Here is a 26,144-nt window from a genome sequence, read left to right on the forward strand (position 1 = left end):
TCGGTGTGGAGGTCCTCGTGTCAGGTGCTGTTTCCAGAGTGCGCGGCCCGCTCGTGGCGGTCGCCGGGGCGGCCCTCGTCGCCCCCCTCGTCCTCGCCGGCCCGGCCCGTGCCGAGGCCGGCCCGTACACCGTCACCCCGCTGGAGTTCACCGTCGAGGCGGGCGACCGCACCTGCACGGTGGACGTCGACCTCTACCGGCCCGCCGGGGCCGACGCGGACAGTCCCGCCCCCGCGGTCCTCGCCACCAACGGCTTCGGCGGCAGCAAGTCCGACGGTTCCACCGACACCATCGGGAAGGCCTTCGCCGAGCGCGGCTACGTCGGGCTCGTCTACTCGGGTCTCGGCTTCGGCGGGTCCGGCTGCCTGATCACCCTCGACGACCCCGCCATCGACGGCAAGGCCGCGAGCGAACTCCTGGACTTCCTCGGGGGAGTCCGGGCGGCCGACGACGGAACCGAGGCCGACTTCGTCACCAGGGACGCCGACGGCGACCCGCGGGTCGGCATGATCGGCGGCTCCTACGGCGGCGCGATCCAGCTGGCGACCGCCGCCGTCGACCCCCGGGTCGACGCCCTCGTCCCGCTGATCACCTGGAACGACCTCGGCTACGCACTGGCCCCCAACAACACCGGGGCGCGCACCGGCGTCACCTCCGACACCCCCGGCGTCTTCAAGTGGCAGTGGACCAACGGCTTCTATCTGATCGGCGAGGGCCAGCCGCTCCTCAATCCGAGCCTGGACCCCTCCCGCCTCAACCGGCTGGACTGCCTGCACTTCGCCACCCGCGCCTGCGAGACCATCCGGCTGCTCAACTCCGGCCGCTACCCCGCCGACCGCACCGCTCAGATGCTCGCCTACGCGCGCAGCGTCTCGCCCGTCTCCTACCTCGACCGGGTCAAGGCCCCCACGCTCATCGTCCAGGGCCAGGCCGACAGCCTCTTCAACCTCAACGAGGCCACCGCCACCTACCGGACGCTCAAGGCGCAGGGCACCGAGACCAAGATGATCTGGCAGTCCTGGGGACACAGCGGCGGTCAGGTCTCCGGCGAACTCGACCTGAGCCAGGGCAATCTGGAGACCAGCCATGTCGGACAGCGGGTACTGGCCTGGTTCGACCGCTACCTCCACAAGAAGACGGACACCGACACCGGACCCGCCTTCTCCTACTACCGCGACTGGCGGAGCGGCTACGGCTCCGCCGCCGACGTCCCCGCCCTCTCCCGGTCCCTGTACCTCTCCGGCGACGGCAAGCTGGTCGACAACCGCTCCAAGGTGGCGCGCGGCAGCCGTCAGTACACCAACTGGCTCGTGCCGACGAGCCACTCCGAGAGCTCCATCGCCCCGCTCATCGGACTGCCCGACCCCGAGCCGTACGACACCAGGGGCACCTACCTCGGCTGGCGCGGCGAACCCCTCACCGAGCCCCTCGACGTCGTCGGCTCGCCGCGGGCCACCCTGAAGGTTCTCTCGCCGAAGGCGGAACGGGTCCAGAACAGCGGTGACGCCTCCGACAAGCTCGTCCTGTTCGCCAAGGTCTACGACGTCGCGCCCGACGGCAGCCGTACGCTGGTGAACCGGCTCGTCTCCCCGGTCCGGGTCCCCGACGTCACCCGGCCCTTCACGGTGGAGCTGCCCGGCATCGTCCACCGGTACGAGAAGGGGCACCGCCTGGAGTTCGTGATCGCCGCCAGCGACACCGCCTACTTCGGCAACCGGGGCGTCAAGCCCGTCACCGTCGTCCACGCCCCCGAGGACACCGGCGTACTGGAACTCCCGGTCGTCCCGGCCGGCTGACGGCCCTCACCTCGTTCACCCGAACGGCCGTACAGCACCGCCCCCCGAACCCGGCAGCCGGACATGCTGGGACCCCGGGGGCGGTCGCGTGCATGACGGGCGGGCCGGACGGCGAGAAGCGAGCGGAAGGGCCGGAACATGAGCCCCAAGGACGTATCGAGCGGCAGCGGGCGCGGCACGGGGTGGCTGACTCCGGGGCGCATCGTGGTCGCGGTGGTGGTCGTGCTCGTCATCGTGTTCATCTGCGTGAACACGAACGACGTCACCATCCGGGTGCTGATCCCCGAGGTGACGATGCCCCTCTGGTTCGCGCTGCTGGCCATGTTCCTGATCGGCCTCGGCTGCGGCGGCTACCTCTTCCGCCGGAAGGGCAAGTGACCAGGGCCTCGGCCCCACCCTCCTGCGGGGCCCGGGCAGGGGCGGCAGGACCGGGCGCGCGGAAGTCTGACCGACGGGCCTCTGGCCCCCGCGGCCACCTGCGTGTTCCATGGTCACCGGGGGCGCCCGGACCTGCGGCGGCCCGCCGCGAGGGAACGAGGGTGCCTTGGCCACGACCGTACGACGTGCCGTACTGAACCTGCCCGCAGCACCGATCGGGCCGGAGAACCCGCTCCCGCCGCTGCGGACGCCCGCCCCGCCGCCCGTGGTCGACCCCCGGGAACGGGCGGACCTGCCCCGCGACATGGCCCGGCAGCTGGGCCACCGGCCGCTGCGCACCGTCCTGCCCACCCGGCTGCTCGACGGTTACGGGCGTGAGCGCACCCCCACCGACATCGACGCCGTCGTCATCGAGAACGCCCGGCTGCGCGTCACCGTGCTGCCCGGACTCGGCGGCCGGATCCACTCCCTGCACCACAAGCCCACCGGGCGCGAACTGCTCCACCGCAACCCGGTTCTCCAGCCCGCCGCCTTCGCCCTCAACGGGGCCTGGTTCTCCGGCGGGATCGAGTGGAACATCGGCGCCACCGGCCACACCACCCTGTCCTGCGCACCGCTCCACGCCGCGCTCGTGCCCGCCCCGGACGGCGGGACGATGGTCCGGCTCTGGGAATGGGAGCGGCTGCGCGACCTGCCCTTCCAGGTGGACCTCTGGCTCCCCGACGCATCCGACTTCCTCCACGTCGGCGTACGGATACGCAACCCGCACGAACAGCCCGCACCGGTCTACTGGTGGTCCAACATCGCCGTCCCGGAGACCCCGGACACCCGCGTACTGGTCCCGGCCGACGAGGCTTGGCACTTCGACTACGACCACGCCCTCACCCGGGTCGGCGTCCCGGAGTCGGGCGGCCTCGACCACACCTATCCGCTGCGCTCCGAGTACCCCGCCGACCACTTCTACGAGCTGCCCGACGACGGCGCCCGGCGCTGGATCGCCGCGCTCGACGAGGACGGCCACGGGCTCGCCCAGACCTCCACCGACCTGCTGCGCGGCCGCAAACTGTTCCGCTGGGGGCACGGGAGGGGCGGCCGCCGCTGGCAGGAGTGGCTGAACGGGCCCGGGAACGGCGGCTACGCGGAGATCCAGGCCGGGCTGTCCCGTACCCAGCTGGAGCACGTCCCGCTGGAGGCGGGCGCCGCGTTCAGCTGGCTGGAGTCCTACGGTCCGCTCTCCGCCGACCCGGCCGCCGTGCACGGCCGGGACTGGGCCGCGGCCACCGAGGAGGCCGCCGCACGGCTGGAGGAGGCTCTCCCGCGTGGCGCGGTGGACGAGGCGTACGCGGCCTGGCTGCCGCACGCCGACGCCGAACCGGGCGAGGTGCTCGCCACCGGCTCCGGCTGGGGTGCGCTGGAGGTGCTGCGGGGCGCCCACCGGCTGCCCGGCACCCCGTTCCCCTCCTCCGCCATCGGCGCCCAGCAGGCCCCCTGGCGGGAGTTGCTGGAGCACGGCACCCTGCCGAAGCCGGACCCGCACGGCATACCCGGCCCGACACCGGTCTCACCGCCCTGGCGGGACATGCTGGAGACCGCCGACGCCGACCCGCACACCGAATACCACCTCGGCATCGCGCAGTGGCACGCGGATGACCGGGCCCAGGCCGTCCGCAGCTGGGAACGCGGCCTGGAGAGCGGCCCCGCGCCGCGCTGGCCCCTGCTGCGCTGCCTCGCGGTCGCCGCCGAGGAGAGCGGCAGGCCGGACCACGCCGCCGAACTGTACGCCGAGGCCTTCGCGGACCTCGGGGCCCCCGGAGCGGAGGACCTCACGGCGTCGGAGGCGGGCACAGCCCTCCTCGTCGCCCTGGCCCGCGAGACCGTCGAGGCACACCTGTCGGCCGGCCGGCCCGGGGCGGCCCGGGCGCTGCTCGCCGGACTGCCGGGGGAGATCCGGGAGCGCGGACGCTTCCGGCTGCTCCTCGCCCGGGCCCTGGTCGCCGAGGGAGACACCGGGGCGGCCCGGGAGATCTTCGACGCCGGATTCGAGGTCGCCGACCTGCGCGAAGGAGCCGGAACCCTCGGCGAGCTGTGGGCGTCCGTCAGCGACGAACCGCTGCCGGACGCCTACGACTTCCGCATGCGCCCGCCCCAGGAGTGACCGACGCGCCCCGGGCGGCCGGTCAGACGGTGACGTTGCGGTCCACGTACTCGAAGACCGAGCCGTCCGGGTGCAGCGCGATGAGGTTGCGGCCCGCCGGGGTCGGCACCGGTCCCGCGATGACCCGCGCGCCCGCCCGGGTCAGCGCCGCGTTCGCCTCGTCTACGTCCTTGACGGCGATGGTCGCGCTCACCTTGCGCAGCACCTCCAGCTCCGACTCGGGCCCGCTCATCAAGAGGAAGCAGCCGATCGCGGCCACCGACACCCCACCGCGCTCGAAGCGCAGGGCCGACGTCCCCGTCAGCCCCTCGTAGAAGGCCACCGAGGGCTCCAGGTCGTCGACGCAGATACGCAGCGTGGTTCCGAGGATCTCCATGCCCACGAGGGTAGTTGGCGGCCGCCACCGGTGTGATCGGTTCCGGGCGGGCCGGATCCCCTCTTCGCCCCGCGCCGCCTCACCCTTGTGCCGGCCGCTCCTCGCCTCACGCCCGGCAGAGCACCTCGCCGTGCGGGACCATGAACCAGCCGTCGCCCTCCTCGCCCCAGGAGCGCCACGCCCCGGCGATGGCCGTGAGCTGCTCGGCGCTCGCGTGCCCGCCCCGTACCGCCAGCTCGGCGTAGACCGAGTCCGTCGTACGGTCCGCCCACAGGCCGCTCCACCAGGCGCGGCTCTCCGGGGTGGCGAAGCACCAGGCGGCCGCCGTGGGGGTGATGTCGGTGAACCCGGCCCGCCGCGCCCAGGAGAGGAGCCTGCGGCCGGCGTCGGGCTCGCCGCCGTTGCCGCGGGCCACCCGGCCGTACACCTCCAGCCACTCGCCGAGACCGGGGGCCTCCGGATACCAGGTCATCGCCGCGTAGTCGCTGTCCCGCGCCGCGACCACCCCGCCGGGTCGGCAGACGCGGCGCATCTCACGCAGCGCCTGGACGGGGTCGCCCACGTGCTGGAGCACCTGGTGGGCGTGGACCACGTCGAACGAGTCGTCGGGGAAGTCCAGGGCGTGGACGTCGGCCACCGCGAACCCGACGTTGTCCAGGCCTCGTTCGGCGGCGACGGCGGCGGCCTGGCCGAGGATGTCCTCGGCGGTGTCCACCGCGGTGACCTGCCCCGGCGCGACCAGCGCGGCCAGATCGGCGGTGATGGTCCCGGGGCCGCAGCCGACGTCCAGCACGGCCAGACCGGGGCGGAGTTCGCCGAGGAGGTACGCCGCCGAGTTGGCGGCGGTACGCCAGCGGTGCGAGCGCAGGACCGACTCGTGGTGGCCGTGCGTGTACACGGCGGTCTCCTTCGGCATGGCGTTGCTTCCTCTCCCGAAACCTCGCGCCGACGGGCGCGGCGACAGGAACCACCGTACGCCGCCATGTCGAATGATGAGATAGGCGTCTTGCTATGCGGACGGCCTGGTGGTGGGGCCGGTGGGCGCTGCCCGAGGGGCCGGCCCGGTTCCGCCCGGGGGAGGGCGCGGGTGGTCAGGTCGGCATCGGGCAGTAGACGGTCAGTGCCTCCGGTAGCTTGTCGATCGTCAGTTCCGTTCCGGAGTGGGCCACTTCACCGTCGTACGCGTACGGAGTCCCCGGCGCGAGGCCGCCGATCCGCATCCGGCGCCGCCGCACGGCGGCATGGGCGGGGGAGCGGGTCAGCGGTCCCGCCACCGCCGCCGCCAGCAGACGCAACCCGGGGGTCCGGCCGCCGTGCACCACCCGGACGTCCAGCAGCCCGTCCGCCAGGTTGTGGCGGCGCCCCGGGGCGGGGCCCACCCGCTGGAAGAGTCCGTTGCCGACGAAGAGCAGCCACAACGGCCGCCTGCGTCCCTGGAGTTCGGCCTCCAGAGGACGTCGGCCGCGCAGCACGTGGAAGGCCGCGAGCACGCCGGCCGGCCAGCCGCCGATCCGCGGCGACCAGTGTTCCCGGGTCCGTACCAGTTCCGGATAGGCGCCCAGCGAGAAGGCGTTGAGGAAATACCCGTCCGCCCCGTCCGCGCCCCTGGGCCCCGGCCGGAAGCGGCCGAGGTCCACCTTGATGGCATCGCCCGCGGTGAGGGCGGTGGCGGTGTCGTGGACGGTCTCGATGCCCAGGTCGTAGGCGAAGTGGTTCAGCGTGCCGCCGGGGAAGACCGCCAGCGGCATCCCGTGCGTCGCCGCCACGGAGGCCGCCAGATTCACCGTGCCGTCGCCTCCGCAGACACCCAGCGCCCGTCCCCGCCCCGCCGCTTTCTCCATCGCGGCCGACAGCTCCTCCGGCGGCACCTCCACCACCTCCGCCGCGGGCAGCGCCTCGCGCACCAGCGACGCGGTCGCGGTCGCCGTGCCCGACTCCTGGTTCACCACCACGACGAGGTCCTTGCCGGCGGGCAGCGCCGGGGCCTCGCCCGGCGGGCGGCCGGGAGCGGGCAGCTGGCCCCGGGTGGGCACGACCCCGCGCAGCGCGAACGCGGCCCCTACGCCGAGCGCCGCACCCGCCAGCACATCGCTCGGATAGTGCACCCCGGTGTAGACGCGGGAGGCGGCCACGGCCAGCGCGACCGGGGCCACGACCGCGCCCCAGCCCTTGGACTCCAGGGCCACCCCGGTGGCGAAGGCCGCCGCCGACGCCGCGTGGCCCGACGGGAAGGAGGTGGTGATCGGCTGCCGCTTGAGCTGCCGCACCACCGGCACCAGGTCCGCTATCGGCCGCTCTCGGCGCACCGCGCCCTTGCCGACCGTGTTGATCGCCGCCGAGGCCACGGCGAGGGACGCCACCCCGCGCAGCGCGGCCCGGCGTGAGCGCGCACTGCTGCCGAGGGCCGCGATCCCGGCCGCCGCCCCGAACCAGAGCAGCCCGTGGTTGGCGCTCCGGCTCAGCTTCGGCAGCAGCGGATCGGCGCCCGGCCAGTGCCGGTCCGCGACGCTACGGAAGACGGCCAGGTCCCGCTCCTGCAGCCAGCCGCGCAACCGGGCCACGGCGGGAGCCGTGGTGTTGACAGTGGCGGGTGAGGTTCTCGGTGAGGACAGTGAGGACAGTGAGGACATGGATCAGCGAATACCCGGCCGGGCCACGCTGAACCAGCAGGCGCGCTGAGACCCCGGCCACGCGCCGCCACCGGCCGGCGGAACGGCGAACCCGGCGACGGCCCCCGGGAGCGGGCGCGCGACTGGGCGGGCGACTGGGCGGGCGGGCCGTCCGGAACCTCCGTATAAAGAAGCCAGAGGCCGTTGAGGAAGCCAGAGGCCGTCGACCCGGAGAACGAAGAGCGAAACCGGAGCACCTGGACCCGGACCCGGACCCGGACCCGGAGCCGATGTTCCGGGCGGCGCGGCGGAGACGCCGGAGACTCCGCGGACGCGGAGCGAGGAAGCGAAGAGCGGCGGAGGAGGGCCGGATGCACGGGACCGAGGACCACGTACCCGCGCACGAGGACCACGGCCCCGTCCGCTACGGCCCGCCCGCCCCCGACCCCGGCCTCCCGGTCCTCCCGGAACTGGCCGCGGTTCTCGCCGCCGCCTCCGCCCTGACCCGCCCGGAACCCCCCGGCGGAGGGGCCCGGCTGCGCGAGGCGGCCCGTGGCTACTGGGACCGGCGGGGACTGCACGGGGCGGCGGGCGGCATCGCCGCCGCCCCCGGCGCCCAGCCGCTCCTCCTGGCCCTGATCGGCGCCCACGGCGGTGACGTCCTCATGCCGCGCCCCTGCCCGGCCGCCTGGATGCCGCAGGCCCGCCTGCTGAGCCGCCCCGCCTACCACGTACCGACCCCGGCCGAGTGCGGCGGCGTGCCCGACCCGTACGCCCTGCTGGAGACCGTCCGCCGGGTCCGTGCGGAGGGCGGCCGGCCGAAACTGCTGCTGCTCTCCTTCGTGGACGACCCCACGGCCACCGTCGCCCCGCCCGAGCTGGTCCACGAGGCGTGCGAGGCGGCGGTCGGCGAAGGGCTGCACATCATCAGCGACGAGACCTGGCGCGACACCGTGCACCGGCCCCGCGACACCGTCCTGCTCAGCCCCGCCGAGATGTGCCCGGACGACGTCACGGTGATCGCCGACCTGTCCGGAGCCCTCGTGCCGGCCGCCTGGCCGGTCGCCGTCGCCCGTTTCCCTGACACAGCCCGGGCCGCCGTCCGGCACGCCCGCACCCTGGACATCCTCACCGCGCTGGGCGCCCTCGTCGCGACGCCGGTCGCCCGCGCGGCCGCCCACGCCCTGGGGGAGCCGGAGTCCGTGCGCGAGCGGATCCGGAGCGCCGCGGCGCTCCAGGCCCAGGTGGCCGCCGCCGCCCACCGTGCGGTCCTCGGCTCCGGCGCGCTGGCCCGCCCCCCGCAGGCGGGCCGCCACCTCTACGCCGACCTCGGGCCGCTGCGCCCGCGGCTGGCGGACATGGGCGTGACGGACTCCATGGAGCTGGAGGAGTACCTCACCGACCGGCTCGGCGCACCGGCCCCGGGCGGACACCGCTTCGGGGACGAGCTGGGCGCCCTGCGCGTACGCCTGGGCACCGGACCGCTGCTGGGCGCCACGACACAGGAGCAGACGGAGTCCCTCACCGCGGCCGAGCCCCTGGGGCTCGCGCACGTGGCGCGGGCGCTGGACGGCTTCGGGGCGGTGTTCGGCGCGCTGCGCTGAGCGCGGCCGGGCCCTGTCGTCACAGTCCCGTCGTCGCCCGGAGGGCGGCCCTGCGGGCGAGACGGGAGTTCGACGACAGGGCCTACGACGGCTCGGGGCCGAACCGCGACCGCAGCCTGCGCCACACCGCCGGAGCCCCGCTGATCAGCAACGTCAGGGCGACCGCCGCGACCACCCCCTGCCACGGCTCCGGGAACAGCGAACCGCCGAGGATCCCGATCAACTGGTACGTCGCCGCCCAGGCGAGGCAGGCCGGAACATCGCCCCGGACGAACCGCCGCAACGGCATCCTGCCCAGCAGGCACGCCAGCATCACGGGGATCCGCCCGGCGGGAACGAGACGGGACAGCACCAGCACCATCCCACCGTGCCGCGCCAGCTTCTCCTGCGCCTGGGCCAGCCGCTCCGGCGCTGCCCGGCGGGTGATCGCCTCCAGCCACTTCGAGCCGTTCCTCGACCGGACCCCGCGCTGCCCCAGCCAGTACAGGCAGACGTCCCCGAGAAACGCGGCGGTCGACGCCGTCAGGAACACGAAGAGCAGGGTGAGCGGCGATGTCTGGTGGAAGGCCACCACCGCCGCCGAACTCACCAGTGCCCCCGTCGGCACCACGGGCACCAAGGACCCCAGCGCCACCAGGGCGAACAGCGTCGGATAGCCGACCGCCTGCTGGGCCGACTCGGTGGGCAGTTCCCGTACCACCTGCTGGATCTCCTGGATCACGGGCCCCCCTCCGGTCTGACGCGTTCGCCGTGCCCCAGCAGATGCACGGTCACCTCGGGCGCACGCTTCGCCGCGTGCCGTACGAACTCGTCGCCCGGCGCGTGGAACTCGTGCGGGCGCACCCCGTCCAGACCGATCGGCCAGTACGTGCCGTAGTGCACCGGCACCGCTGACCTCGGCGCCAGACGGGTCAGCGCCTCGGCGGCGCGCGCCGGGTCCAGATGGCTGTGCCCCAGGTAGGGGCCCCAGCCGCCCACCGGCAGCAGCGCCACGTCCACCGGCCCCACCGCCTCGGCCATCCCGTCGAAGAGCCCGGTGTCCCCGGCGAAATACGTCCGTGCCTCGCCCTCGACCACATAGCCGAGCGCCGGCGCGCGGTGCGGCCCGACCGGCAGCCGCCGCCCGTCGTGCAGGGCGGGGACCGCCCGCACCCGCACCTCGCCGACGCGTACCGTCTCGCCCGGTCCCACCTCGGTGACGTGCAGCTGCCGCGTCCGCCGCAGCGCCCGCAGACCCGGCACGGCCGCGATCGCGCCGCTCGGCACGACCAGCCGACTGCCGGGAGCCAGCCGGGCCAGCGACGGCAGATGCAGATGGTCGGAGTGCAGATGGGAGATCAGCACCACCTCGGCGACCGCGGCCCGCGGTGGCGGTACCTCGCCCCGGCGGCGACGCAGATGCGCGAAGCGCCGTACGAACAAGGGGTCGGTCAGCACCCGCACCCCCGAGTCCTCGATCGTGCAGGTGGCATGACCCCACCAGGTGATCTCCACCGGCACCTCGGCCTCCTCGCTCGATCCTCGTGATCACTGATCACTGATCACTGATCACTGATCTGTGTTCTGCGATCTGTGCTCTGCGATCCGTGCGTTCCTGATCCCGGCGCGGCGCGCGCGGCCGTGTCCGCCCGCGCTGCCGGTACGAGCCTATGCGCCCCCCGTGCCGTCCCGCCGGGCCTCGGCCGCTCCCACCGAAGCAGCTGACCGGCGGCGCCGCTGTGAAAAGCTGAAGGTCAGGCTTCGGACGACCGGGGCCCGGCGCGGAAGGGCATGAGGTGGACCGGCGTGGGTGACGGGAAGTGGCGTACGGCGGGCAGCGCCCTGATGCGGGTGACCGCGGTCTGGGCGGTGTCCACCCTCACCATGCTCGTGCTGGCCGGAGCCCTGCCCGACTTCCAGCTGGAGGCCGACGACGGCGACACCACCACCAAGACGGCCTTCACCGCCGCCTGGGGCGCGGGAGCCTTCGGCCTCCTGTCCGCCCTGGTCTGGCCCGTCCTCGTGCGGGCCCTGCTCATCGTGCCCGCGATCGTCCTGGGCGCCCTGGTCTTCTTCCTCAACGGCTCGCTGCTGCTGGTAGCGCTGCGCCTCATCCCGGACGGGCGCGGCGACGCCAACCCGGAGACGGCGGTCGTCGTCGCCGCCGTGATGTCCGCCGTCGCCTCCGCCACCTCCACCGCCCTCGCCGTCCGCGACGACGAGGCCTACCGCCGACGGCTGTCCCGGCTCGCCGACCGGCGCCGCCGGCGCGGCCGCTCCCCGGGCCCGCCGGAACCGGGCCGCGACGGACCGCCCGGCACCGTCTTCCTCCAGCTCGACGGTGTCGGCCACGACGTCCTGGTGAAGGCCGCGGCCGACGGGCTCATGCCCACCGTCGCCGACTGGCTCGACGACTCGTCCGGACACCGGCTCACCCCCTGGCGCACCGACTGGTCCAGCCAGACCGGCGCCAGCCAGCTCGCCATCCTGCACGGCAGCAACCACGACGTGCCCGCGTTCCGCTGGTACGAGAAGGAGACCCGCACCGTCATGGTCTCCAGCCGTCCCGCGAGCGCCCTCGAAATGCAGCGCCGGGCCATCGAGCGCACCCGCGACGGCGGTCTGCTCACCGTCGACGGCGCGAGCCGCGGCAACCTCTTCAGCGGCGGAGCCGGACAGCTCGCCCTGGTGCTCTCGATGGCCGCCCGGCGCGGCAAGGGCCGCCGCTCCCGCGCCGGATACTTCGCCTACTTCTCCGACCCGGCCAACGCCACCCGTACGGCCCTGTCCTTCGTCGCCGAGGTCCTCCGCGAGATCGGCGAGTCGACCCGGGCCCGCGCCCGGAAGGTGACACCACGGATCAAGCGCGGCGGGCTCTACCCCTTCATCCGCGCGTTCGCGACCGTCGTGGAGCGCGACGTGGTCGCCGCCGCCGTCCTCGGCGACATGTTCGCCGGGCGCACCGCCGTCTACGCCGACCTCGTCGCCTACGACGAGGTCGCCCACCACTCGGGCCCCCACAGCCGCGACGCGGAGAAGGTCCTCGTACGCCTCGACCGGTCCCTCGCGCTGATCGCCAAGATCGCCGACCACACCCCGCGCGCCTACCGGATCGTGCTTCTCTCCGACCACGGCCAGAGCCCCGGCGAGACGTTCGCGGGAAAGTACGGGCTCACGCTCAAGGACCTCGTCCGGGCGGGCTGCGGGCTTCCCGTGCCCCGCCGGGCCCAGCGCACGCCCAGCGCCTCCGAGGCCCGCGACGCGGTGCGGATCGCCCTGCACCGTCCCGTCGAGGGACAGGAGGCCGAGCACCCGGCCAAGCTCTCCGACCCGATCGTGCTGGCCTCCGGCAACCTCGGGCTGATCTCCTTCCCCGACATCGAGGGCCGTGCCTCCCGCGAACAGATCGAGCGCCGCCACCCGGCGCTGCTCTCCACGCTCGCCAACCATCCGGGGATCGGGTTCCTCCTCGTCCGCACCGGGGAACACGGCTCCGTGGTGCTGGGGCCCGGCGGGGCCGAAGTACCCGTCGCCGAACTGACCGACGGTGAGGGGCCGCTCGCGGTCTTCGGCGTCGGGGCGGCCGCCGCCGTACGGCGCACCGACACCTTTCCGCACGTCGCCGACGTGATGGTCAACTCCATGTACGACCCCGCCACCGGAACCGTGCACGCCTTCGAGGAGCAGGCCGGCTCGCACGGCGGCCTCGGCGGCGAGCAGTCCCGGCCGTTCCTGCTCTGGCCGCGCGCGCTGACGGACCCGCTCGACATCGTGGCCGCCGAGACCGCGGAGGGCGCGCCCGCGCCGCCGGGCGGCGGGCTGGTGGGCGCCGAGGCGGTGCACCGGGTGCTGACCCGCTGGCTCCAGGAGTCCTCCGGGCCCCAGGTACCGGTGCGGCCCGAGGGGTTCGGCGGGGCGGGCCTGACGGACGAGCCGTTCCCGGGCGATGCCCCGGTCCCGGAAGCGCCGGGTACGACGGCCTGACCGGCGGACCGCCTGCCGACGGACGGCCTGACTGGCGGACCGCCTGCCGGCGGACCGCCTGCCGGCGGGCCGCTTCTCCGGCAGGCCGCGTCTCCGGCAGGGGCGTCGCTCTCCGGTGATTCGCTCTTCGACGAGCCTTCCGTCGCCGGATCAGGTCGTCTGCCGCCTGATCGGGCGAACTGCCGCCGGATCAGGCGAACTGCCGCCCGGTCAGGCCGACTGCCGTCGTACCAGCGTCGGCGGGAAGAGCACGGAGGGTGAGGGGCCGCGCGGTTCGCCGATCTGCTTCAGCAGCAGCCGGGCCATCTCCGCGGCCATCTCCTCCACCGGCTGCCGCACTGTGGTCAGGGGCGGGTCGCAGGCGGCCGCCGCGCTGCTGTCGTCGAAGCCGACCACCGCCACGTCGGACGGCACGTCGCGCCCGGCCCGGAGCAGGACCGGGAGCGCGCCCAGGGCCATCAGGTCGGAGGCGATGAACACCCCGTCGAGGTCGGGGCGGTCCGCCAGCAGCCGCCGCATCGCCGCGGCCCCGCCCAGATGCGTGAAGTCCCCCTCGGCACAGGCCACGTCCTCGATGCCGTGGGCGGCGACGGCCTCCAGGAAACCGGTCAGCCGCACCTGCCCCGCCGGCATGTCCTGGGGGCCCGAGACGGTGCCGATGCGGCGTCGCCCCAGCGCGGCCAGGTGGTCGGCCGCCAGCCGCGCCCCGGCGTGCTGGTCCACCTCCACATAGGCCAGCGGGGAGGGACGGTGGGGGCGGCCCGCGAGGACGGCGGGCATCCTGGTGTCCTGGAGGAGCCCGGGAAGCGGGTCGTCGGCGTGCGTGGTGATCAGCACGACCCCGTCGACATGGCCATGGCGCAGATAGGAGAGCAACTGGCCCCGGGACGCCTCGTCGTCGGCCAGCATCACGACCATCTGGATGCCCGCGGGGCGCAGCACCTCCAGCAGCCCGCTGACGACCCGCCCGAAGTACGGGTCCGAGAACATCCGGCCGACGAACGGCTCGGACATCGGCCGCCGTTCCCGCTCCGAGACCACCAGGGCCACCGAGTCGGTGCGCCGCGTCACCAGCGAGCGGGCGGCGCGGTTGGGCACGTAACCGGTGGTCGCCACCGCCTCCTCGACCACGGTGCGCAGGGCGGGGTCCACCGTGGTCGCCCCGTTGATCACCCGGGACACCGTCGCCCGTGACACACCGGCCACGGCCGCCACGTCCTCCAAGGTCGCGGGGCGTACGGGCTGCGGGACTTCGGCTGTCATGCAGCCCTTTATACCCGGGGGCCGGCCGCCCCCTTCAGCCGAGGGCCCGCACCGCGCCCGGCAGCCGTTCCGGCTCGGCGAGGAAGGTCTCGCGCGCCGTCACGAAGGGCCTCGGCCCAGGTACCAGCATCAATGTCAGTGGTGGGCGGAAGAATGGTGGCCATGACGAACTCAGCTGCTGTGCTCGCCGATGCCGCCGCCTATGCCGCCGCGGTGGAAGAGGCCTCCCTGGCCGCCGCCGCGTACTACGCCACGGGCGAGAGCGCGCTGGATGACGACGCCTACGACCGGCTGGCGCGCGGAATAGCCGCGTACGAGGCGGACCACCCGGAGGAGGTGCTCGCCGACTCGCCGACGGGCAAGGTCGCGGGCGGGGCCGCCGTCGGCGACGTGCCGCACACGGTGCCCATGCTCTCGCTGGACAACGTGTTCTCCGCGGAGCAGTTCGTGACCTGGACCGCGTCGCTGGAGCGGCGGATCGGCAGGCCGGTGACCGCGTGGAGCGTGGAGCCGAAGCTCGACGGCCTGGCGGTCGCCGCGCGCTACCGGGACGGCCGGTTCGAGCGCCTCATCACCCGGGGCGACGGCACGGCCGGCGAGGACGTCTCGCACGCGGCCGGCGCCGTCGTCGGCCTGCCGGAGCGGCTGGCCGCCCCGGTCACGATCGAGGTGCGCGGCGAGATCCTCATGACGAACGAGCAGTTCGAGCAGGGCAACGCGATCCGTACGGAACACGGCGGCGCCCCCTTCGCCAACCCGCGCAACGGGGCCGCGGGCACCCTGCGCGCCAAGGACCGCGCCTACCGGGTGGAGACGACCTTCTTCGCCTACGGCGCGCTGCCGCTGCCCGATTCCGGGGAGGTCGCCGCGACCCTCGCCGAACTGCCCCACAGCGAGACCCTGGCGTACGTCGCCGATCTCGGCGTGCACACGGCCGCGGGCACCGACGTCGCGCCGCTCCGGGCCACCACGGTCGAGGAGGTCCAAGCTCGGGTGGACGCGATAGGCGCCCTGCGCGCCGCGCTGCCGTTCGGCATCGACGGGATCGTGATCAAGGCCGATCTGGCCGCCGACCAGCGCGAGGCCGGCTCCGGCACCCGCGCGCCCCGCTGGGCCATCGCCTACAAGCTGCCCGCCGTGGAGAAGATCACCCGCCTGCTGGCCGTCGAGTGGAACGTCGGGCGCACGGGCATCATCGCGCCGCGCGCCGTCCTGGAGCCCGTGGAGATCGACGGCTCCACCGTCGGTTACGCCACCCTGCACAACCCGGCCGACATCACCCGCCGCGACCTGCGGCTGGGGGACCAGGTCATGGTCTACAAGGCCGGCGACATCATCCCGCGCATCGAGGCGCCCGTGGTGCACCTGCGCACCGGCGACGAGACGCCCATCGCCTTCCCCGAGTGCTGCCCGCAGTGCGGCTCCGACATCGACGCGAGCGAGCAGCGCTGGCGCTGCACCCGGGGCCGTGACTGCCGTCTGGTCGCCTCCGTCTCGTATGCGGCGGGGCGCGATCAGCTCGATATCGAGGGCCTGGGCTCCACACGGGTCGTCCAGCTCGTCGACGCGGGCCTCGTCGCGGACTTCGCGGACCTGTTCACTCTGGAGCGGGAGCAGTTGCTCGCCCTCGACCGGATGGGGGAGACCTCCACGGACAACCTCCTGGCGGCCATCGAAACCGCCCGGAGCAGGCCGCTGTCCCGGGTCTTCTGCGCCCTGGGCGTACGGGGCACGGGGCGCTCCATGTCGCGTCGCATCGCACGCTATTTCGCCACGATGGACCGGATCGTCGCCGCCGACGCGGAGACGCTCCAGCGGGTCGACGGCATCGGCAAGGAGAAGGCGGCCGCGGTGGTCGCCGAGCTGGTGGAGCTGGCGCCGCTGATCGACAAGCTCGTCGCGGCCGGGGTGTCCATGACGGAGCCGGGGGCCACCCCGCCCCCGGAACCGGGGACGGAGGAGGAGGCCGCGGCGACAGGCGGGGACGCGGAGGCCGGTGGCGACACCGAAACGGGCCCCGCGCTACCCCTGGCGGGGATGACCGTGGTGGTCACGGGCGCGATGTCCGGAGCGCTGGAGAAGCTGTCGCGCAACCAGATGAACGAGCTGATCGAGCGGGCCGGCGGCAAGTCGTCCTCCAGCGTCTCCAAGCGCACGAGTCTGCTGGTGGCCGGGGAGAAGGCCGGATCCAAGCGGACCAAGGCGGAGGGCCTGGGGGTCCGGATCGCGGTGCCGGAGGAGTTCGCGGAGCTGGTCGGCGCCTTCCTGGCGGCGGGGGAGGAGGCCTGAGCCGGTCGGGTGCCGTGCGCGCCGCGCCGGTGCGCCTGTGAATCAGTGAGGAAGTGGCGTTCCACCACCCCGTATTGCATAGTGAGGGCTCGGTCGTGCCTCGCTATCGGTGGGGCCGACGGGTGCGTGGGCGGCTGCGATGGGCGGCCGGGGGTGAGGGACGATGCGTTCTGTGCACGACGGACAGCGACCGGGTCGCGCCGTCCCGCCGTCGTCCGAGGACGCCGGCCCGGGCCGGAGGCCTCCCGTCCCCGGCGGACCTGGAGCACCCGACGGCCCTCACGGCCCTCACGGCCCTCACGGCCCTCACGGCCCTCGCGGCTCTCACGGACTTCACGGCCCTCACGGCCCTCACGGGCTCTACGCACCTGACCGGGTGGAACCTGCCATGACCGTCCCCGCCCCGACCGCTGCTCGCCCGATCACTCCGGTCCCGGCCGTTCGCGGCCCGCTCACTTCCGCGCCCGGCGAGTGGCGAGGGCCGCTCCGCCCGGGTGCGGGCCCATGGGGGAAGGGCCCCGGACCGCTTCGTGACGGGAGCGGTGCCGGGGCATTCGGGGCGGGGCGCTCCCACGGGGGGCTACGGACACGCCACCAGCAGCTGCGCGCCCCGGGCGATCAGGGCGCACCGGGCGTTCCCCCGGCCGCCCGGGGGCTGGCCCTGGACCTGGGCAGCTCCCGCACCCGGGCCTGGGTGCCCGGCCGGGGACTGGTTCTCGACGCGTTCCCCGGCTCCGGTTCCCACGGGGGCGACGAGCGGCCGGTCCGGCGTGGGCGCATCGTCGACCCCGAGTCCTGCGGCCGGCTGCTCGGCCGCATCGCCGACGTGGCCCTGGGGCCCGACCGCAGCGACAGCGTGATCGTTCTCAGCCACCCCGTGCTCGCCGGGGCCGAACACCGCACCGCCGCGCGCGCCCTGCTCGCCGGGCTCGGGACGTCGCGCGTCCTTGTCCTCAGCAGTGCCCGGGCCGCCGCCGCGTACGCCGGACCGAGGGAGACGGGCCCCCTTCTCGTCGTCGACATGGGAGCCGAGCTGACCGAGGTCACGCTCCTCGTCAACGGCCTGGTGGCCGACGCCCGGCAGGCCGAGAGCGGACTCGACGACCTCGACCGCCTCGATCCGGCGAAGCTGCCGGCCGTCCTCGTCCGCACGGTGCTCGACATGGTCACGTCCATGTGGCGGTACGACCGGCACGGCGCGGTCCGCGGAGCCCTGCGCAAGGGCCCCGTGCTCGCGGGCGGCGGCGCGCTGCGAGCCGACGTCACCGACCGCATCGCCCGCTGCCTCGGCACCCGGGTGCGCCTGGCCGACGACCCGTCGACCACGGTCGTCCGCGGCGCCGGACAGATCCTCAGCTCCGTGCTACGCCATCCGACGGTGTCGCCCGAGCGACTCGGCCGACCGAGGTGACGCCGTACCCGGGACCGTCCCGGCCGAACGCGTCCCAGGTGCGGTCCGTGCTGGCCATGCTGGTCCTCACCGTCCTCACCCTGGTCGGCGGCGCCGCCTCGGCCACCGTGCTCGCCCCGCCGACCTCCCGGAGCCTCGCGCCCGTCGTCGCCGCCGTCACCGCCGCCTCGGCACCCGTCGCACCGCAGCCCCAGCACGCCGGTCACGACTCCCGGCACCGCGTCGGGCGCCTCGGCGGATCCGACCGCTGGGGGCCGGACCGCGCGAGCGGGGTTGTGGCCGAGGCGTACACGGGTGCGGGAGCCGGCGCGGTGGCGCAGGCCGGGCACGAGCAGCCCAGGGCGGCGGCCGATCCGGCGCAGGCCCCGCGGGTGGGCACCGGCCGGGCGTACCTGCTTCTTCACGCGCCACCGCCGCCGCACGACGCGCTGACGCCCGCTCCACCGGGGGCGGCCGAGCCGCGCGCCGGCGTACAGCACGTCGTCGCGGATTCCTCCGACGTACCCGGCGGCCGCAGGGGCGCGCTCCCCGACGTCCGGGGACCTCCCGGCAGGACCACCGGTCCCACGACCGGTCATCCGTCCTGTTCTGCCGATCCGGCGCCGCGTCCTCACTGAGGTGAGGGCGCTCGGCGCCCCACCGGAGGATTTCCATGACTCGCGCCACCGTGGTGCGAGCGGTTCTGGCTGTCGCCGTGCTGCTCGTCTCCGTCTACATCAGCCTGACCATGTCGCCCAGACTCGGCCTCGATCTCCAGGGCGGCACCCGTATCGTGCTCCAGGCCCGGGACACCGCCACCGTCGAGGCGGACCGGGAGACCACCGACCGCACCTTGGAGGTGCTGCGGCAGCGCATCGACTCGCTGGGCGTCTCCGAGCCGACCCTGACCCGGTCCGGCGAGGACCGGATCATCGTCGAACTGCCCGATGTCCAGGATCCGCGCCAGGCCGCCGAAGTGATCGGCCGGACGGCCCAGCTCACCTTCCACGCGGTGGAGGGCCCGGCGGCCGAGGAACCGGACGAGAAGCCCTCGGGCTCCGACCCCACCGCCGACCCGAGTCCCACCGCCGACCCTGGTTCCACCGCCGACCCTGGTTCCACCGCCGACCCTGGTTCCACCACCGACCCCGACGGGCTGACCCTCTCCGACGAGCAGGGCCGGGCCCTCGACCTCGGCCCCGCCCGGCTCTCCGGCGCGGGCGTCGAGGACGCCACCGCGGGCTTCGACGCGCAGGGCGGTGCCGGCTGGAGCGTCTCGCTCGAATTCCGCAAGGACGCCGGTCAGGACTGGAAGCGGCTTACCGGCGAGGCCGCCTGCCATCCCGCCGGGGACGACCGCCGGAGGGTCGCCATCGTCCTCGACGAGAAGGTCATCTCCTCGCCGCAGGTCGACCCCTCCGTCGGCTGCCGGGCAGGACTGCCGTCCGGGGCCACCCAGATCACCGGCTCGTTCAGCGCGGACGAGGCGCGTGACCTGGCGCTGCTCATCAAGGGCGGGGCCCTGCCCGTGCCCGTCGAGATCGTCGAGCAGCGGACCGTCGGCCCGACGCTCGGCGCGGCTGCCATCGACGCGAGCGCCCGGGCGGCCCTCATCGGCGCAGCCGCCACCGCACTCTTCATCACGTTCGTCTACCGACTCTTCGGCGCGCTGGCCGCCGTGGCGCTGGCCGCGTACGGGGTGATCTCCTACGCCGCGCTCGTCGCCCTCGGTGTCACGCTGACGCTCCCCGGGCTCGCCGGTTTCGTCCTGGCGATCGGGATGGCGGTCGACGCGAACGTCCTGGTCTTCGAACGGGCCAGGGAGGAGTGCGCCGAACGGCCGAAACGCTCCCTGCGCTCCGCGCTGACCACCGGCTTCACGAAGGCGTGGAGCGCGGTCGCCGACTCCAACGCGACCACGCTGATCGCGGCCGGACTGCTCTTCTTCCTGGGCTCGGGTCCCGTCAAGGGCTTCGGGGTCACCCTCGCCATCGGGGTCGTCGCCTCGATGTTCTCCGCGCTGGTCATCGCCCGCGCGCTCACCGAGATCGCCGCGAACTTCAGCTTCGTCGGCGACCACCGGAGCGTCAACGGCCTCGCGCGCCCCGGCGCCGTGCGGACCTGGCTGGTCCGCAAGGACCCGAAGCTCTTCCGGAAGCCGGTCCGCTGGCTCGTCGTCTCGGCGGCCCTGGTCGCCGTCGCGGTGGCCGGGATCGTGGTGCGCGGCGTCGATCTGGGCGTGGAGTTCACCGGGGGCCGGCTGGTGGAGTACTCCACGAGCCGCCCGGTCGACGTCGAGACGGCCCGCGACACGATCGCCGCCGCCGGGTTCGGGGACGCCGAGGTCACCACGGCCGGGGAAGGCGACCTGTCCGTACGCACAGGGAAGCTCGACAACGACGGCGAACACGCCCTGCGGACCGCCCTCGCCGAGGAGGGCGGTGAGACGACGAAGGTACGGGACGAGCTGATCGGCCCGAGCCTCGGCGACGAACTGCGGCGCAACGCCCTGATCGCCCTGGGGGTGGCCGTCGCCGTTCAGCTGGCCTACTTGGCGGTCCGGTTCCGCTGGACGTTCGCCGTGGCCTCCGTCGGGGCCATGGTGCACGACGTGATCCTCGTGGTGGGGGCGTTCGCCTGGCTGGGACGGCCGGTGGACGGTATCTTCCTGGCCGCCCTGCTCACCGTGATCGGCTACTCGGTCAACGACTCGGTGGTGGTCTTCGACCGGGTACGGGAGACGTGGGGGGCGAACCGTCGGACACCGCTGGACGTCATCGCCCGCCGGGCCGTCCTCCAGACCGTTCCGCGCACGGTGAACACCGGGGTGGGCGCCCTGTTCATCCTGGCCGCCCTCGCGGTGCTGGGCGGCGATTCACTCGCCGACTTCGCGCTCGCCCTGCTCATCGGCATCGTCGTAGGCACGTGGTCGTCGGTGTTCGCCGCCGTACCCGGGGCCATCCTCCTGGAGCGGAACGCCAAGGCCCCGCCGCCCGCCCCCGGCAAGGGGAAGGGGAAGGGCTCGGCGCGCGAGCGCGCGGGCGCGTCCCGGCGCGATCCGCTCGACAACGGAGCGCGCGTCTGAGGTGACCCCGCGCTCCGGCGCCACGACCGGCCGCCCCGGCAGGTCGTGGCGCCAGCGGCCAAAGGGTGCAGGTGCAGGGAGCAGGGTCAGGACGGGACGTGCGCGTGCAGATAGGCGGCCGTCTCCCGGTCGGCGGGGAGGAACGTCTCGATGGCCAGCTCGGCCACCGTCACATCCATCGGAGTGTTGAACGTCGCGATCGACGACACGAACGACAGGACCCGGCCCCCGTGTTCGAGCAGCATCGGCAGCGCGAACGCGACGGAGCGCTCCCGCCCCGTGCGGCCCGCACCGTCGGCGCGACGGCCCGCCCCGGCCGCCCGCGCGGGGACCGGATAGGCGGCCACCTCGTCGTACAGCGCACGCAGCTCCGGTGAGCGTACGAGGGCGATCTGGCGGCCCATCTGTGCCAGCAGGTCCGCCCGCCACTCCGGGAAGTTCACGATGCGCGGGGCGAGCCCCTCCGGGTGGAGGGTGAGACGCATGGCGTTCACCGGCGGGGCCAGCAGCTTCTCCGGCACCCCTTCGAGGAGCAGGGCGATCCCCCGATTGGCCGCCACCACCCCGTAGATGCCGTCCACCACGAGTGCCGGATACGGCTCGTACGCCGCGAGCAGCTGGTCGAGGCTCTCGCGGAGGGCGGCCATCGCGGGGTCGTCGAGCGGCGTCTGCGCGTAGCGGGGCGCGTAACCGGCCACCACCAGAAGGGCGTTGCGTTCACGGACAGGTACGTTCAGCTCCTCGGCCAGCCGCAGGACCATGTCCTCGCTGGGCCGGGAGCGGCCCGTCTCGATGAACGAGATGTGGCGGGCCGAGGAGTCGGCGCGAAGGGCCAGCTCCAGCTGGCTGATGCGCCGCTGTTCCCGCCAGTCCCGCAGCAGTGGCCCTACTCCCGTGTCGGGCAAGACAGTCGTCATGCCAAGACCGTAACGTCACCGGCGGGCCGGGGCCGGTACGGGCCGCCCCGGCCCGCTGTGACGCAGGCGCCGATCCACCGAGACCCACGGGAGCCGTTCCATGAGCGCAGAGCCGCTGTCGCCGACCGAGATCGACCGCCGGCTGGAGAGACTGCCTGGCTGGGCGCTGGAAGGTGACCGGATCACCCGGACCTTCCGGCTGCCCTCACACTTCGCCGCCGCCGCGCTGACGGTCCACATCGCGCGGATCCAGGACGAGCTGAACCACCACTCGGACCTGACGCTCGGATACGACACGGTTGCCCTCTCCGTCCACACGCACGACGCGGGAGGCGCGGTCACCGAGAAGGACTTCGCGCTCGCCGCCCGGGTGGCCGGCGCCGCCCCGGCCCACGGGGCCGAATAGTCCCACGGGCGGATGGCCCGGCGGGGCGGGTGGCCCGGCGGGGCCGAATGGTCCGGTGGGTCCGATCAGCCCACCGGGCCGCGCCGCGGTGGGCTGCCCGGACCCGGACCCGGACCCGGACCGGGGGCTCAGGCCACCGTGCCGAACCTCGGGTGCGCGCCGAGCCACCGGGCGTAGCTCGGGCTGCGCGACACCGCCTCGGCGTAGGCAGCGCGGGTCGCTCCGGCCACCGTCCCGGCCGCGGCGTCCGCGGCGGGGGAGTGCGGGTGCCAGCCCACCAGATGACGCCAGCTGAGCGGTGCGCCGACCAGCGGTCTGGTCACCAGGCCGGGCGCCGGAGGGAACGTCGCCCGGCACAGCCCGATCGCCCGTCCCACCTGCACCAGATGGACGACGGACGAGGTGTCCGTCTCGTACACCGACACCGGGGTGAAGCCCGATCGCGCGCAGGCCGCGGTGAAGCAGTCGGCGAAGCAGCCTTCGCCGGGCACGTCCGCCCAGCACTCGTCCGCGAGGGCCGCCAGCTCCAGCTCCGTTTCCGTGGCCAGGGCGTGATCCTCCGGCAGCATCACGAAGACCGGGTCCACCCCGACGACCTCCCAGACCAGCCGGTCCGCCAGCGGCGGCGGGCTCTCGCCGCACGTTCCGATCAGCGCGAAGTCCAGCCGGCCGTCGATCACCAGCGAGGCGATCTCGCCGACCGACCACGAGGTGTGCGTCGACACCGGCACCGACGGGTGGGCGGCGGCCATCCGGTCCACCAGGCCGCCGAGCAGCGGACCGTGCGTGCCGCCCAGCCGGAACCGGTCCAGCGACCCCGTGGCATTGGCGAACCGCACCGCCTCCGCCTGGAGTTCACTGACCGCGGGAAGCACCACCCGGGCCCGCCCCAGCACCAGTTCGCCGAGGGGGGTGGCCCGCGCCCCGGTGTGGTCGCGGTCGAACAGAGAGCCGCCCAGGGCCTTCTCGATCCGCCGCAACTGAGCGCTGAGGGCAGGCTGGGCAAGCCCCAGGGTGGCGGCGGCCTTGGTGAGGCTGCCCGTGTCGGCAATGGCACGGACCGTTCGCAGATGGCGCAACTCGAGCTCCATAAAAGCAAGTTATGGGCCCAGGAGCACCCCGGCAATATGTGTGCTCCGCCTACCGTTCGGTCGGTGTACACGGGGTGTACTCCGCCGGCCCGGTCGGCTGGGTGGGGCGTTCCGGTTTCAGCCCTGCCAGGCACCGTCCCGGCGGCCTCGGAGACGAAGTCGGAGAAGTTCGTCGGCTCCCGTCCCAGGGCCCGCTTCACGCCGCCCGTCGTCGCCGCGTTGTGGCCGTCCAGCGGCGTCGAGAACCGTTCGGCCAGGAATTCCGCCCTCCGGGCCGCCCCCTCGAACTCCGTCGGCAGCCACCTCGATTTGCCGGACCGGCAAAGAAGATTGCCGGGCGACCGTCCTTCGGAGAGGCTGATCCCATGAGCAGCCACGCCGGTCACGGCCACCACGACGCGCACGCACCCGCCACGCCCGTACCCGCCCACGTCCCTGCCCACGCCCATGTGCACGGATCGGGCGGCGATCCTGCGACGGACATCGACTGGGACGTCCTCGGGCCCCTGCTGGAGCAGGAGGCCGAACTCAACGGGGCACAGTACGAGGAGGCGGCCCGCTGGATCGCCGCCCTGCCCACCGCGCCGAAGGTCCGCCGGGTCCTGGACATCGGCAGCGGCCCCGGCGTCGTCTCCTGCCTGCTGGCCGAGGTCTTTCCCGAGGCCGAAGTCGTGGCGGTGGACGCGACGCCCGCCCTTCTGGAACGCGCGAAGAACCGCGCGCGGCGGCTCGGCGTGATCGACCGCTTCCAGACCCTGGAGGCCGAACTTCCCGCGGACTTCGACCGGCTGGGCGAGGCCGATCTGATCTGGGCGGGCAACTCCCTGCACCACCTGGGCGACCAGCGCGCCGCTCTGGCAGGCTTCGCCGGGCTCCTGCGGTCCGGCGGCACGGTCGCGCTCGTCGAGGGCGGCCTGCCCACCCGGCGGCTGCCCCGCGACATCGGCATCGGAGAGCCCGGCCTGGAGGCCCGTATGGGCGCGGCCGCCGCCACGCGCTTCCAGCACATGCGGTCCGAACTCCCGGGAGCGAAGCGGGAGACCGAGGACTGGAGCGCGCTCTTCACCGCGGTCGGCCTCGTCCCGCAGGGCACCCGGAGCTTCCTCCTCGACCTGCCCGCACCGCTCTCGGGTCCCGCCCGCGACCATGTCGTCGCGAGCATCACCCGCGAGCGCGAGGTCCTGGGCGAGCTGCTGTCGGCCGAGGACAGCGCGGTACTGGACCGGCTCCTGGACCCCGAGGACCCCGAGGGCCTTCACCACCGCCCCGATGTCCACCTGCTCACCGCCCGCACGGTCCACCTCGGCCGCCGCGACTGAACCGGCGACGCTGCCCCGCTGCCCTACGAAACCGGCTCCAATGCCCTACGAAACCGGCTCCAATGCCCTACGGCACCGACTCCAACCGCCACCACTGGAAGGGGGAGTCGGTGTCCTCCCACTGCTGAATCGTGCCGCCGACCTCGGTGGAACGGTCCGCGACCTCCATGACGAGCCCGCTGATGAAACTCACCAGCGTCACCGTCCCGGGCGCCTCCGCGTGCTGCTCGATCAGCCACTCCTGGGCGCCGAAGTTGTTGGCTTTCCACTGCTGGACGCGGGTGCCGTTCGACGTATCGGCATTGGCCACGTCAAGCCGCTTCCCGCTGTGCTCGTTGACCAGGTGGAAGAGGGCCGCGCCCTCGTGCACCGGGGCCAGCCGCCACACCTGCGCGGCCGTCCCGTCGTCCGCGCCCTGCTGGACCCGGGCCCCACTGCCCTTGGCCGCGCCGTACACCTCCAGGACCAGCTTGCTGCCGACGTTGCGCAGGCGGTAGGAACCCGCCTCGACGACGGGCGCGAGTTCGCCGCTCATGTTCCCTGTCTCCCCGGTTCGACCTGTGTACTGCCGTGCTGCCGCCGGCGCACCGGCTGACGACGGCGCCCCCACCGGGATCGGTGGGGGCGCCATCGGCCGGACGCTCAGGCGCCGACGTTGAACTCCGCCGGGTCGGGGCCGAGCCGCTTGCCCTCGTCCAGGGCCGCGAAGGCGGCGAGGTCGTCGGAGTCCAGCTCGAAGCCGAACACGTCGAGGTTCTCCTTGATCCGCGACGGGGTCACGGACTTCGGGATCACGATGTTGCCGGTCTGCAGATGCCAGCGCAGCACCGCCTGGGCGGGTGTACGGCCGTGCTTCTGGGCGATGGCGACGACCGTCGGCACCTCCAGCAGGCCCTTGCCCTGGCCCAGCGGCGACCATGCCTCGGTGGCGATGCCGTGCTCGGCGTGGAAGGCGCGGAGCTCGGCCTGCTGGAGCTGCGGGTGCAGCTCGATCTGGTTGACGGCCGGCACCACGGAGGTCTCGGCGAGCAGCCGCTTCAGGTGCTCGGGAGGGAAGTTCGACACGCCGATGGCCTTCGCGCGGCCGTCGGCAAGGATCTTCTCGAACGCCTTGTACGTGTCGGTGTACGCGTCCTTCGCCGGGACCGGCCAGTGGATCAGGTAAAGGTCGACGTAGTCCAGGCCGAGCTTGTCCAGCGAGGCGTCGAAGGCGCGCAGGGCGCGGTCGTGGCCCTGCTCGCTGTTCCACAGCTTCGTGGTGACGAAGAGCTCGGCACGGGCGATGCCGGAGGCGGCGATGGCCTTGCCGGTGCCGGTCTCGTTCTCATAGATCGCGGCGGTGTCGATGCTCCGGTACCCGGTCTCGATGGCCGTGGCGACCGCCTTCTCCGCCTCGTCGTCCGGCACCTGCCAGACGCCGAAACCGAGCTGCGGCATGTCGAGGCCGTTGTTGAGGGTGATGGAGGGGACCTGGCTCACGAGCGATCGATCCTAACGTCGTCG

At 73.9% G+C, this 26,144-nt stretch carries 21 protein-coding genes; 11 read left to right on the top strand and 10 right to left on the bottom strand.

The annotated features are described in order from the left end of the window. The first annotated feature begins 38 nt into the window (after positions 1–38). The 3 genes from D581_RS0100260 to D581_RS0100270 all read left to right on the top strand — a co-directional run bounded on the left by D581_RS0100260 (position 39) and on the right by D581_RS0100270 (position 4,329). Positions 39–1,796 carry a CocE/NonD family hydrolase gene (locus D581_RS0100260; protein WP_018955214.1) on the top strand — a complete coding sequence of 586 codons (1,758 nt, stop codon included), beginning with the start codon at positions 39–41 and terminating at the stop codon, positions 1,794–1,796. Positions 1,797–1,934: 138 nt separating this feature from the next. Next, complete coding sequence (locus D581_RS0100265) at positions 1,935–2,174, top strand: LapA family protein (protein WP_018955215.1); 240 nt, start codon at positions 1,935–1,937, stop codon at positions 2,172–2,174. Positions 2,175–2,340: 166 nt separating this feature from the next. After that, on the top strand, positions 2,341–4,329 hold the full coding sequence (locus tag D581_RS0100270; RefSeq protein ID WP_018955216.1) for a DUF5107 domain-containing protein: 1,989 nt from the start codon (positions 2,341–2,343) through the stop codon (positions 4,327–4,329). 22 nt (positions 4,330–4,351) lie between these two features. Here the strand turns inward: D581_RS0100270 and D581_RS0100275 are convergent, their stop codons facing one another. From D581_RS0100275 to D581_RS0100285, 3 genes are all read right to left on the bottom strand, one after another. Next, complete coding sequence (locus D581_RS0100275; RefSeq protein WP_026290037.1) at positions 4,352–4,705, bottom strand: VOC family protein; 354 nt, start codon at positions 4,703–4,705, stop codon at positions 4,352–4,354. A gap of 106 nt (positions 4,706–4,811) precedes the next feature. After that, complete coding sequence (locus tag D581_RS0100280; RefSeq protein ID WP_018955218.1) at positions 4,812–5,621, bottom strand: methyltransferase domain-containing protein; 810 nt, start codon at positions 5,619–5,621, stop codon at positions 4,812–4,814. Between the two features lie 175 nt (positions 5,622–5,796). Next, positions 5,797–7,317 (bottom strand): bifunctional phosphatase PAP2/diacylglycerol kinase family protein, encoded by a 1,521-nt coding sequence (locus tag D581_RS0100285; RefSeq protein WP_026290038.1) that lies wholly within the window; start codon positions 7,315–7,317, stop codon positions 5,797–5,799. A gap of 368 nt (positions 7,318–7,685) precedes the next feature. Here D581_RS0100285 and D581_RS0100290 point away from each other — a divergent pair, with 368 nt between their 5' ends. Beyond that, complete coding sequence (locus tag D581_RS0100290; protein ID WP_018955221.1) at positions 7,686–8,918, top strand: aminotransferase class I/II-fold pyridoxal phosphate-dependent enzyme; 1,233 nt, start codon at positions 7,686–7,688, stop codon at positions 8,916–8,918. A gap of 82 nt (positions 8,919–9,000) precedes the next feature. Here D581_RS0100290 and D581_RS0100295 read toward each other — a convergent pair whose 3' ends face one another. Next, complete coding sequence (locus D581_RS0100295; protein WP_018955222.1) at positions 9,001–9,639, bottom strand: DedA family protein; 639 nt, start codon at positions 9,637–9,639, stop codon at positions 9,001–9,003. Beyond that, positions 9,636–10,418, bottom strand: a complete 783-nt coding sequence (locus D581_RS0100300) for an MBL fold metallo-hydrolase (protein ID WP_018955223.1) — start codon at positions 10,416–10,418, stop codon at positions 9,636–9,638. Before D581_RS0100300 ends, D581_RS0100295 begins: the two co-directional genes overlap by 4 nt. 285 nt (positions 10,419–10,703) lie before the next feature. On the opposite strand from D581_RS0100300, the gene D581_RS0100305 reads away from it, so the two are divergent. Then, complete coding sequence (locus D581_RS0100305; RefSeq protein ID WP_018955224.1) at positions 10,704–12,881, top strand: phage holin family protein; 2,178 nt, start codon at positions 10,704–10,706, stop codon at positions 12,879–12,881. A gap of 210 nt (positions 12,882–13,091) precedes the next feature. Here the strand turns inward: D581_RS0100305 and D581_RS0100310 are convergent, their stop codons facing one another. Further along, the gene (locus tag D581_RS0100310; RefSeq protein WP_018955225.1) at positions 13,092–14,144 is read right to left on the bottom strand and encodes a LacI family DNA-binding transcriptional regulator; all 1,053 of its coding nucleotides are present in this window, start codon (positions 14,142–14,144) and stop codon (positions 13,092–13,094) included. A gap of 153 nt (positions 14,145–14,297) precedes the next feature. Here D581_RS0100310 and ligA point away from each other — a divergent pair, with 153 nt between their 5' ends. The 4 genes from ligA to secD all read left to right on the top strand — a co-directional run bounded on the left by ligA (position 14,298) and on the right by secD (position 20,908). After that, complete coding sequence (gene ligA, locus D581_RS0100320) at positions 14,298–16,433, top strand: NAD-dependent DNA ligase LigA (protein WP_032752449.1); 2,136 nt, start codon at positions 14,298–14,300, stop codon at positions 16,431–16,433. Between the two features lie 694 nt (positions 16,434–17,127). Beyond that, positions 17,128–17,844, top strand: a complete 717-nt coding sequence (locus D581_RS0100330; protein ID WP_018955229.1) for a rod shape-determining protein — start codon at positions 17,128–17,130, stop codon at positions 17,842–17,844. Positions 17,845–17,900: 56 nt separating this feature from the next. Then, on the top strand, positions 17,901–18,461 hold the full coding sequence (locus D581_RS0100335; RefSeq protein WP_486585784.1) for a hypothetical protein: 561 nt from the start codon (positions 17,901–17,903) through the stop codon (positions 18,459–18,461). 35 nt (positions 18,462–18,496) lie between these two features. Continuing rightward, positions 18,497–20,908: a protein translocase subunit SecD gene (gene secD / locus D581_RS0100340; RefSeq protein WP_018955231.1), complete on the top strand. Its 2,412-nt coding sequence runs from the start codon at positions 18,497–18,499 to the stop codon at positions 20,906–20,908. Positions 20,909–20,994: 86 nt separating this feature from the next. Here secD and D581_RS0100345 read toward each other — a convergent pair whose 3' ends face one another. Beyond that, positions 20,995–21,825 (bottom strand): helix-turn-helix transcriptional regulator, encoded by an 831-nt coding sequence (locus D581_RS0100345; RefSeq protein ID WP_026290041.1) that lies wholly within the window; start codon positions 21,823–21,825, stop codon positions 20,995–20,997. Positions 21,826–21,925: 100 nt separating this feature from the next. On the opposite strand from D581_RS0100345, the gene D581_RS0100350 reads away from it, so the two are divergent. Then, positions 21,926–22,231 (top strand): 4a-hydroxytetrahydrobiopterin dehydratase, encoded by a 306-nt coding sequence (locus tag D581_RS0100350; RefSeq protein ID WP_018955233.1) that lies wholly within the window; start codon positions 21,926–21,928, stop codon positions 22,229–22,231. A 128-nt stretch (positions 22,232–22,359) separates the two neighbouring features. Here D581_RS0100350 and D581_RS0100355 read toward each other — a convergent pair whose 3' ends face one another. After that, a complete protein-coding gene (locus D581_RS0100355) occupies positions 22,360–23,322 on the bottom strand; it encodes a LysR family transcriptional regulator (RefSeq protein WP_018955234.1) in 963 nt (320 codons plus the stop codon). Between the two features lie 365 nt (positions 23,323–23,687). Here D581_RS0100355 and D581_RS0100360 point away from each other — a divergent pair, with 365 nt between their 5' ends. Next, positions 23,688–24,641 carry a class I SAM-dependent methyltransferase gene (locus tag D581_RS0100360; RefSeq protein ID WP_018955235.1) on the top strand — a complete coding sequence of 318 codons (954 nt, stop codon included), beginning with the start codon at positions 23,688–23,690 and terminating at the stop codon, positions 24,639–24,641. 67 nt (positions 24,642–24,708) lie between these two features. On the opposite strand, the gene D581_RS0100365 is transcribed toward D581_RS0100360, so the two are convergent. Both D581_RS0100365 and D581_RS0100370 read right to left on the bottom strand, forming a co-directional pair. Then, a complete protein-coding gene (locus D581_RS0100365; protein WP_018955236.1) occupies positions 24,709–25,176 on the bottom strand; it encodes an RICIN domain-containing protein in 468 nt (155 codons plus the stop codon). 107 nt (positions 25,177–25,283) lie between these two features. Beyond that, positions 25,284–26,120: an aldo/keto reductase gene (locus D581_RS0100370; RefSeq protein ID WP_018955237.1), complete on the bottom strand. Its 837-nt coding sequence runs from the start codon at positions 26,118–26,120 to the stop codon at positions 25,284–25,286. Between the last annotated feature and the right edge of the window lie 24 nt (positions 26,121–26,144).

The sequence above is a fragment of the Streptomyces sp. CNB091 genome, from assembly GCF_000377965.1.